Source organism: Aurantimonas sp. A3-2-R12 (assembly GCF_036016755.1).
In the GTDB taxonomy this organism is placed as follows: domain Bacteria; phylum Pseudomonadota; class Alphaproteobacteria; order Rhizobiales; family Rhizobiaceae; genus Aurantimonas; species Aurantimonas coralicida_A.
Window position 1 is genome coordinate 44,649 of the sequence record NZ_JAYXIH010000031.1, and the last position, 6,930, is coordinate 51,578.

Consider the following 6,930-nt stretch of genomic DNA (forward strand, 5'->3'; position numbering starts at 1 on the left):
GAATGGAGGATCAGGAACAGGCGGGCCTGAGGCTGCAAGTCGCGCGCTTGCGCCAGGAGCACGCCGATTTCGACGCAGCGGTGAACGCCATGGAAGCGACCGGCTGCGACCGTTTGCAGGTGCAGCGAATGAAGAAGAAGAAGTTGACGATCAAGGACCGCTTGCAGGATCTCGAGGACGAGATCATTCCGGATATCAGCGCATGACGCGACAGGAAGGCCCCGTTCCGGTCGCGATCATCATGGGCAGCCAGTCGGATTGGGCCGTGATGAAGAACGCCGCCGACACGCTCGACGCGCTCGCCATTGGTTTTGAGGCTCGTATCGTGTCCGCCCACCGCACACCGCAGCGGCTCTACGAATTTGCCCAGGGAGCGAAGGCCGCGGGCTTCAAGGTCATCATCGCGGGCGCCGGGGGCGCCGCCCATCTTCCAGGCATGACCGCCGCCCTGACCCCCTTGCCGGTCTTCGGGGTGCCGGTTGAAAGCCGTGCGCTTTCCGGCAAGGACAGCCTGTTGTCGATCGTGCAGATGCCGGCGGGCATTCCGGTCGGGACGCTCGCGATCGGGCGGGCCGGCGCGGTCAACGCCGCCTTGCTCGCCGCCAGCGTCCTCGCCCTGTCGGACGAGGCACTGGCCGCCCGGCTGGACAGCTGGCGCAAGGCGCAGACCGATTCGGTTGCGTTGGCTCCAAGGGATGCGGAATGAATTCGGCTCCGCTACCGCCGGGCTCCACCATCGGCATCATCGGCGGCGGCCAACTGGCCCGCATGCTGGCGATGGCGGCCGCCCGTCTCGGCTACCGCACAATCGTGCTCGATCCGGATCCGGCCTGCCCGGCGGCGCAGTTGGCGAACGAGACGCTGGTCGCCGCCTATGACGACGTCGCCGCTTTGGGCAGACTGGTCGGCCGTTGCGACATCGTGACCTATGAATTCGAGAACGTGCCGGTCGAACCGCTCCGCGTCGCGGTGCAGGCCGTTCCACTGCATCCCTCCGCTGACGCGCTGGAAATCGCCCAGGATCGGGTAGTCGAAAAGGCATTTCTGAACGGCATCGGCGTCGCGACCGCGGAATGGCGGGCGATCGACAGCGTCGCGGAACTGAACCACGCGATGATCGAGCTTGGCGGTGAGGCAATCCTGAAAACGCGGCGCTTCGGCTACGACGGCAAGGGCCAGGCGACGATCCGCAAGGACGCGCCGCTTGCCAATGTCTTCGAAAGCCTCGGCGGCGTTCCGTCGATTCTGGAACGGCGCATCCCCTTTGCTTATGAATGCTCGGTCATCGGCGCGCGCGGCACCGACGGGACCATCGCGGTCTTCGATCCGGCAGAAAACGTGCATGGGCTTGGCATTCTCCAGCGCTCTACCGTGCCGGGCCAAATCACCGAGGACGTGGCGCGCGAAGCCAAGGGTATCGCGTCCCGTATTCTCCAACGGCTGCAATATGTCGGCGTCATCGGCGTCGAGTTTTTCGTCGGCGCCGACGGCGGCCTGCTCGTCAACGAGATCGCGCCCAGGGTTCACAATTCCGGCCACTGGACCGAAGCCGCCTGCGTAATCTCGCAATTCGAGCAGCACATCCGGGCTGTTGCCGGCCTGCCGCTCGGCGCGCCGGCCCGCCATTCCGACTGTGTCATGGAAAATCTGATAGGCGACGATGTGAAGCGCGCCACAAGCCTCCTCACCGAGCCGGCCGTCCTGGTTCATCTCTACGGTAAGGCGGAGGCGCGGGCCGGCCGCAAGATGGGGCACTTCACGCGGTTGACCGGCCCAGCAAACGTCTGAGCGGAAGAGCCAGTTCGCACGACGTCGAAGCAGCCGCCGCACGGCCGCCAACATTGACAAGCGCGCCCGGTGAAGCTATCTCGACCCCAATCTTTTCGGCGCGTCAGCGATGGCGCGCCGCTCATTTTGCGGCGGAGCGGGGTATCCGATCGTCGCACCAGACGATCCGGTGATGTCATGAAGATCAAGAACTCGCTCAAGTCCCTGCGCTCGCGCCATCGCGCCAATCGTCTCGTGCGCCGCAAGGGCCGCGTCTATATCATCAACAAGGTGGCGCCACGCTTCAAGGCGCGCCAGGGCTGATTCTAAAGGAAGCCGAGCGTCCGCTCCTTCCCCGACGATCACGAAAATTCTGATTGACGCTGCGCTGTGGAGAATTACCCTCTCCGCATGCGCAGCTTTGTCATCTCCGGTGCGATCGGCCTCGCGGTTACCGGCTTCCTCGCCCTGCCCGCGGCAGCCCAGGACGCCGCCCCGCCATTGTTCGACTTCCAGGTCGATCCTGAGGCATCCCCCGACACCGCCCCTCACCCCGAAGACCAGCCCCCCATGGTGATCCCGCCTCCCGACGAGGAGGCGACCGACGCGCCGGAGGCCTTCGGCGGCGCCCCGACGGCCGAGAGCGAATCCACCGACGAGCCGGAGGGCCGCGCCGCTGACGAGACGCCAGCGGAAAAGCGCGATCGGTTGTTCGCGGAACTGCGCAAGGAGCCGTCGGACAGCAAGGCACGGCGGATCGCCGCCGGCATCGAAAGGCTGTGGCGCAAGAGCGGCAGTGCGACGGTCGATCTTTTGATGCTGCGCGCCGCTGAGGCGATGGTCGAGCAGAAGAACACCGCCGCTTTCGACGTACTCGATCAGGCGCTGGTCCTCGATCCGGGCTATGCCGAAGCCTGGAACCGCCGGGCGACCCTCAATTTCACCACCGGAGCCTGGGGTAAGTCGCTGGCCGACATCGAACAGACCCTTGCGCGCGAGCCGCGCCACTGGGGTGCCTTGATGGGCTTGGCGATGATTCTCGAGCGAACCGGCCGCAAGGACAAGGCGCTGGAGACCTATTTGCGGGTGCTTGCGGTCTATCCGGCCCTGAAATCGGCTCAGGACGCGGCCGGGCGGCTGTCAGAGGAACTCGTCGGCCCGGCGATCTAAGGAACGGGTTCGCGAATTGAAACTGCCCCCTGTGATTGCGTTCTGGAAAATCACGCCACGGCGGTGCTTGGCGCCGTCCGCATGTGCTAATTTCAGGTATGAAAAACTTGCATTCCCATCGCTGGCCCGGCGTTCCGCTTGCGCTCGGCGCGGCCGTGCTGTTCGGGGCGTCCGCTCCCTTCTCCAAACTGTTGCTTGGCACGGTCGATCCGTGGCTGCTGGCCGGAATTCTTTACGTGGGCGCGGGCCTCGGGCTGGCCGCGATCCATTTTGCACGACAGGCGATCGGACTGCCGCGAGTCGAAGCTCCTTTACGCAAAGCCGATCTGCCATGGCTGGCCGCTGTCGTCGTCATCGGCGGTGGCGTGGGGCCTATTCTACTGATGTTCGGCCTTTCCCTGACGTCCGCTGCGTCCGGCTCCCTCCTCCTCAATCTCGAAGGTCTGGCGACGATGGCGATCGCCTGGCTGGTCTTTCGGGAAAATGTCGACCGGCGCCTGCTGCTCGGCGCCTTCGCCATTCTGGCCGGGGCAGTCTTGCTGACATGGAACGGCCAGGGCCTACAACTCGATACGGGCGCGCTGCTGATTGCCGGGGCGTGCCTCGCATGGGGTATCGACAATAACCTGACCCGCAAACTCTCGTCCGCCGATCCAGTTCAGATCGCCATGATCAAGGGCCTCGTTGCGGGCTTCGTCAATCTGGCTCTGGCTTTCGGGCTCGGCGCGGCGCTGCCTTCGCCCGGCTATGTCGCGGCTGGCGCTATCGTCGGCTTTTTCGGCGTCGGGGTCAGCCTCGTGATGTTCATGCTCGGACTTCGCCACTTGGGAACGGCTCGAACCGGGGCTTATTTCTCGCTCGCGCCCTTCATCGGAGCCGCTCTGGCCATCATCCTGCTGGGCGAGGGGATCTCCGCTCAATTCGCCATCGCGGGAGCGCTGATGGCTCTTGGTCTATGGCTGCATCTGAACGAGCGTCATGATCACGAGCATGCCCACGAGATTCTGGAACACGATCACGCCCATACGCATGATCCGCACCATGGTCATGATCACGACGGGCCGGTGAGCGAGCCCCATTCGCACTGGCATCGGCACGCGCCCATGCGGCACGAACATCCGCATTTTCCCGACCTGCACCACCGGCACGGTCACGGCTAAAATGGGCGCCGTGGGAAACAGATTGCCGTTGCTGTTACGGTTTGGTTGCGCCGATGCTTGTCAACCTCACACGGCCGAGAGGCCGTCCGAGCCGATATAGGCGATGCGCAGCATGTTGGTCGCGCCAGGCGTCCGGAGCGGCACGCCGGCGGTGACGATCAAGCGCTGGCCCGCCCGGGCATAGCGATGCTCCACGGCGATGCGGCAGGCACGATCGACCATGTCGTCGAGATCCTGGGCATCTTCCGTCACCGCGCAGTGCAGACCCCAGACGAGCGACAGCCGCCGCGCCGTCTCGACCACGGGCGACAGCGCCAGAATCGGGATGTTCGGCCGCTCGCGCGCCGTCCTGAGCCCGGTCGTCCCGGTCGCCGTATAGGTGACGATGACCGCCACCCCCAGCGTTTCGGCCATCTGCCGTGCCGCCAGCGACACCGCGTCGGCGCCGGTGGCTTCCGGTGCCGGACGCTGGGCAAAGATGATGCCCGGATAGAGCGGATCCTTTTCCACCTGCACGGCGATCCGGTCCATGGTCGCGACCGCTTCGACCGGATATTGACCGGCGGCCGATTCGGCCGAGAGCATGACGGCGTCCGCGCCTTCGTAGACGGCCGTCGAAACGTCGGAGACTTCGGCGCGGGTCGGAACCGGTGCCGAAATCATCGATTCCAGCATCTGGGTCGCCACGACGACCGGCTTGCCGGCCTTGCGGGCGGCGCGCGTGATACGCTTCTGGATGCCGGGAACCGCTTCGAGCGGCATCTCGACGCCCAGATCGCCACGCGCGACCATGATGCCGTCGGACAGATCGATGATCTCGTCCAGACGCTCGACCGCCTGGGGCTTCTCGATCTTGGACATCAGGAACGCCCGGCCACGCGAGATCTTGCGCGCCTCGGCAAGATCGTCCGGCCGCTGGATGAAGGACAGCCCGACCCAATCGACGTTTTCCGCCAGCACGGCGTCGAGATCGCGCCGGTCCTTGTCGGTCAAAGCGCCGGTGGCGAGCGTCGTGTCGGGCAGGCTGACGCCCTTGCGGTCGGAAATCTTGTTGCCGGCGACGACGCGGCATTTGATCCGGTGCTTGTCCGTCTCCGTGCAGACCAGCTGCAACCGTCCGTCATCGATCAGCAGCCGATGGCCGACTTCAACCGCTTCGAGGATTTCGGGATGGGGCAGGAAGACGCGGGTCGAATCACCCGGCTCGGAATTGTCGTCGAGGGTGAAATCCTGGCCGACCGTGAGCTCGGCCTTGCCTCCGATAAATTGCGCGACACGCAATTTCGGTCCCTGCAGATCGGCGAGAATCCCGATCGGAAGCCCGACATCGGTTTCGACCTTGCGGATGCGCCGGACCAGCTCACGCATCAAATCGTGGTCGGCATGGCTCATATTGATTCGGAAGGCGTCAGCACCGGCTTCGTGGAGCTTGCGAATCATCTCTTCCGATGACGATGCGGGGCCCAGAGTTGCGAGGATCTTGACCCTGCGATTGCGTCTCATTTTGTCCCCGTACCTTCGCGCGGCGCCTCGGTCAGTTGAACCATCCAACTGGCCTGCTCGCCCGTGTCATACTCCCGGAAGCCTATTTTTTGATAGCCCCGTTTGAAACAGTCGGTCACGCCCGCGATCTTGAACTCGTTCTCGGCGATGCAAAGGTCGACCGAGCCGGCCCATCGCCCCTGCCCCTCCGCGTCCTCGGCATAGACATAGTAATACCGCGACGACAGCGGTCCCTCGATGATCGTCTTGCATGTGGTTGCCGGAATGCGCCACCAGCCCTCCGTGGTCCAGCCCGCATCGGCGCGATAGCCGATGGCAACGCCCACCAGAGACTGGGTGCCGTTGCATACGCGGAACGCCGCTTGCGCGGCGCCCGCGACGATTGGAGCTGATGCCAGGAAAAACCCGGCGGCAAACAGGCACAGCATGGCCGCGCTCCGCAGCCGGCGCAGGGATCTTGATATCATCGTGCCATCCTCGAAACAGGCGGTTGTTCTCATGATTTCAGTCTTGGCATAGCGGCCGAACCTGTCAACGAGGTGGACCCGGCGATCCGGCTGGCTTACACGGGCGCTCTTGCCAGTAGACTATCCCGGCGTGGCTTTCGAGCCCCGTGCGGCGCGATACCATCATCTTCGATGCCGCGGGCTTGATGCCGGTTCGGTTCGGCTCGATATGTCGGGGCGGGGCCGAAGGCGCCACCCAACGTGAGGAGTAGCGAAACATGGACGAGATCAGCGCAAGGCAACGCCTGGAATACGAAGCGGCGGCGTTTCGCCGGTTGCGGGATCATCTAAGGCAGCGGGCGGACATCCAGAACATCGACCTGATGAACCTCGCCGGTTTTTGCCGCAACTGTCTGTCCAACTGGTATCGCGAGGCAGCCGAAGCAGACGGTGTGGCGATCAACAAGGACGAAGCCCGGGAGATCGTCTACGGCATGCCTTACGAGCAGTGGCGCTCGCAACATCAGACCGAGGCCGGCCCGGCCGCGCAACAGCATTTCGAGAAAGTTCGGCCGCGCGACTGACAAAAGTGCGACCGCGCCCGACACCAACCTGCGGTGAGTAAGACCTGTTCGATGTGCTGAATGGGCTTGTCCGGTCAGGAGCGACGCGCAGTTCGATGCGGCGCATCAGCGCCAAGGTCGAGGCAATGGCCGGTCGAAGGGATTCCTATCGCCGCTGGTTGGCATAACTACCCTGTTCACCCATTCAACGAGGTCGTGTCCGTCAACGTGGTGGAAATTGGGGTGTAACTGAAGCGGCTCCGTTTCAGGCGGCTGCGGTGGAAATGCGGACGGTTTCTGGCTTGGTGCCGGTGGCCATGA

The 6,930-nt window shown here is 64.4% G+C and carries 9 protein-coding genes; 7 read left to right on the plus strand and 2 right to left on the minus strand.

All coding sequences use genetic code 11. The annotated features are described in order from the left end of the window. Positions 1–2 precede the first annotated feature (2 nt). From VSX60_RS15720 to VSX60_RS15745, 6 genes are all read left to right on the plus strand, one after another. The gene (locus tag VSX60_RS15720; RefSeq protein ID WP_442872843.1) at positions 3–206 is read left to right on the plus strand and encodes a YdcH family protein; all 204 of its coding nucleotides are present in this window, start codon (positions 3–5) and stop codon (positions 204–206) included. Next, entirely contained in the window at positions 203–706 is a 504-nt protein-coding gene (gene purE, locus VSX60_RS15725; RefSeq protein ID WP_327625198.1) for a 5-(carboxyamino)imidazole ribonucleotide mutase, read from the plus strand. The genes VSX60_RS15720 and purE overlap by 4 nt, the downstream gene beginning before the upstream one ends. Beyond that, the gene (locus tag VSX60_RS15730) at positions 703–1,788 is read left to right on the plus strand and encodes a 5-(carboxyamino)imidazole ribonucleotide synthase (RefSeq protein ID WP_327625199.1); all 1,086 of its coding nucleotides are present in this window, start codon (positions 703–705) and stop codon (positions 1,786–1,788) included. Before purE ends, VSX60_RS15730 begins: the two co-directional genes overlap by 4 nt. Before the next feature lie 177 nt (positions 1,789–1,965). Then, on the plus strand, positions 1,966–2,091 hold the full coding sequence (ykgO, locus tag VSX60_RS15735; protein WP_206452832.1) for a type B 50S ribosomal protein L36: 126 nt from the start codon (positions 1,966–1,968) through the stop codon (positions 2,089–2,091). An 87-nt stretch (positions 2,092–2,178) separates the two neighbouring features. Then, complete coding sequence (locus tag VSX60_RS15740; protein ID WP_327625200.1) at positions 2,179–2,937, plus strand: tetratricopeptide repeat protein; 759 nt, start codon at positions 2,179–2,181, stop codon at positions 2,935–2,937. Between the two features lie 98 nt (positions 2,938–3,035). Then, positions 3,036–4,097 (plus strand): DMT family transporter, encoded by a 1,062-nt coding sequence (locus VSX60_RS15745; RefSeq protein ID WP_327625201.1) that lies wholly within the window; start codon positions 3,036–3,038, stop codon positions 4,095–4,097. A gap of 66 nt (positions 4,098–4,163) precedes the next feature. Here VSX60_RS15745 and pyk read toward each other — a convergent pair whose 3' ends face one another. Together pyk and VSX60_RS15755 are read right to left on the minus strand one after the other, a co-directional pair. After that, positions 4,164–5,600 (minus strand): pyruvate kinase, encoded by a 1,437-nt coding sequence (pyk, locus tag VSX60_RS15750; protein ID WP_327625202.1) that lies wholly within the window; start codon positions 5,598–5,600, stop codon positions 4,164–4,166. Continuing rightward, positions 5,597–6,028, minus strand: a complete 432-nt coding sequence (locus tag VSX60_RS15755; RefSeq protein WP_327625212.1) for a DUF1036 domain-containing protein — start codon at positions 6,026–6,028, stop codon at positions 5,597–5,599. The genes pyk and VSX60_RS15755 overlap by 4 nt, the downstream gene beginning before the upstream one ends. Before the next feature lie 296 nt (positions 6,029–6,324). Here VSX60_RS15755 and VSX60_RS15760 point away from each other — a divergent pair, with 296 nt between their 5' ends. Next, positions 6,325–6,630 carry a DUF1244 domain-containing protein gene (locus VSX60_RS15760; protein ID WP_327625203.1) on the plus strand — a complete coding sequence of 102 codons (306 nt, stop codon included), beginning with the start codon at positions 6,325–6,327 and terminating at the stop codon, positions 6,628–6,630. Positions 6,631–6,930: the final 300 nt, after the last annotated feature.

Bases quoted from the DNA above. Each gene is read 5' to 3' on its own strand.
- VSX60_RS15740 (WP_327625200.1), top strand. From the start codon at position 2,179: ATGCGCAGCTTTGTCATCTCCGGTGCGATCGGCCTCGCGGTTACCGGC.
- pyk (WP_327625202.1), bottom strand. From the start codon at position 5,600: ATGAGACGCAATCGCAGGGTCAAGATCCTCGCAACTCTGGGCCCCGCA.
- VSX60_RS15730 (WP_327625199.1), top strand. From the start codon at position 703: ATGAATTCGGCTCCGCTACCGCCGGGCTCCACCATCGGCATCATCGGC.
- purE (WP_327625198.1), top strand. From the start codon at position 203: ATGACGCGACAGGAAGGCCCCGTTCCGGTCGCGATCATCATGGGCAGC.
- VSX60_RS15720 (WP_442872843.1), top strand. From the start codon at position 3: ATGGAGGATCAGGAACAGGCGGGCCTGAGGCTGCAAGTCGCGCGCTTG.
- VSX60_RS15760 (WP_327625203.1), top strand. From the start codon at position 6,325: ATGGACGAGATCAGCGCAAGGCAACGCCTGGAATACGAAGCGGCGGCG.
- ykgO (WP_206452832.1), top strand. From the start codon at position 1,966: ATGAAGATCAAGAACTCGCTCAAGTCCCTGCGCTCGCGCCATCGCGCC.
- VSX60_RS15755 (WP_327625212.1), bottom strand. From the start codon at position 6,028: ATGCTGTGCCTGTTTGCCGCCGGGTTTTTCCTGGCATCAGCTCCAATC.
- VSX60_RS15745 (WP_327625201.1), top strand. From the start codon at position 3,036: ATGAAAAACTTGCATTCCCATCGCTGGCCCGGCGTTCCGCTTGCGCTC.